Origin of the sequence: Corynebacterium sp. MSK071 (assembly GCF_030232125.1) — a bacterium.
In the GTDB taxonomy this organism is placed as follows: domain Bacteria; phylum Actinomycetota; class Actinomycetes; order Mycobacteriales; family Mycobacteriaceae; genus Corynebacterium; species Corynebacterium kefirresidentii.
The window spans coordinates 3,548-5,095 of record NZ_JASPJA010000025.1 but is presented as its reverse complement, the minus strand read 5'-3'; the positions used below and the strand labels follow the sequence as shown (position 1 = coordinate 5,095).

1 rRNA gene is annotated in these 1,548 nt (G+C 55.6%); it reads left to right on the top strand.

From position 1 onward, the window contains the following. Nucleotides 1–12 precede the first annotated feature (12 nt). Nucleotides 13–1,530: ribosomal RNA gene (locus tag QP990_RS11935) — 16S ribosomal RNA — on the top strand. Nucleotides 1,531–1,548: the final 18 nt, after the last annotated feature.

The following is a 1,548-nucleotide window of genomic DNA, read 5'->3' as shown; positions in this document are numbered from 1 at the left end:
TTCTGAAATTTTTTTGTGGAGAGTTTGATCCTGGCTCAGGACGAACGCTGGCGGCGTGCTTAACACATGCAAGTCGAACGGAAAGGCCCTGCTTGCAGGGTACTCGAGTGGCGAACGGGTGAGTAACACGTGGGTGATCTGCCCTGCACTTCGGGATAAGCCTGGGAAACTGGGTCTAATACCGGATAGGAGCCATTTTTAGTGTGATGGTTGGAAAGTTTTTTCGGTGTAGGATGAGCTCGCGGCCTATCAGCTTGTTGGTGGGGTAATGGCCTACCAAGGCGGCGACGGGTAGCCGGCCTGAGAGGGTGGACGGCCACATTGGGACTGAGATACGGCCCAGACTCCTACGGGAGGCAGCAGTGGGGAATATTGCACAATGGGCGCAAGCCTGATGCAGCGACGCCGCGTGGGGGATGACGGCCTTCGGGTTGTAAACTCCTTTCGCTAGGGACGAAGCTTTTTGTGACGGTACCTAGATAAGAAGCACCGGCTAACTACGTGCCAGCAGCCGCGGTAATACGTAGGGTGCGAGCGTTGTCCGGAATTACTGGGCGTAAAGGGCTCGTAGGTGGTTTGTCGCGTCGTCTGTGAAATTCCGGGGCTTAACTCCGGGCGTGCAGGCGATACGGGCATAACTTGAGTACTGTAGGGGTAACTGGAATTCCTGGTGTAGCGGTGAAATGCGCAGATATCAGGAGGAACACCGATGGCGAAGGCAGGTTACTGGGCAGTTACTGACGCTGAGGAGCGAAAGCATGGGTAGCGAACAGGATTAGATACCCTGGTAGTCCATGCCGTAAACGGTGGGCGCTAGGTGTGAGGGTCTTTTCACGACTTTCGTGCCGTAGCTAACGCATTAAGCGCCCCGCCTGGGGAGTACGGCCGCAAGGCTAAAACTCAAAGGAATTGACGGGGGCCCGCACAAGCGGCGGAGCATGTGGATTAATTCGATGCAACGCGAAGAACCTTACCTGGGCTTGACATACACCGGATCGGGCTAGAGATAGTCTTTCCCTTTGTGGCTGGTGTACAGGTGGTGCATGGTTGTCGTCAGCTCGTGTCGTGAGATGTTGGGTTAAGTCCCGCAACGAGCGCAACCCTTGTCTTATGTTGCCAGCATTTGGTTGGGGACTCATGAGAGACTGCCGGGGTCAACTCGGAGGAAGGTGGGGATGACGTCAAATCATCATGCCCCTTATGTCCAGGGCTTCACACATGCTACAATGGTCGGTACAACGCGCAGCGACACTGTGAGGTGGAGCGAATCGCTGAAAGCCGGCCTTAGTTCGGATTGGGGTCTGCAACTCGACCCCATGAAGTCGGAGTCGCTAGTAATCGCAGATCAGCAACGCTGCGGTGAATACGTTCCCGGGCCTTGTACACACCGCCCGTCACGTCATGAAAGTTGGTAACACCCGAAGCCGGTGGCCCAAACTTGTTAGGGAGCCGTCGAAGGTGGGATCGGCGATTGGGACGAAGTCGTAACAAGGTACCCGTACCGGAAGGTGCGGGTGGATCACCTCCTTTCTAAGGAGCTTTATTATT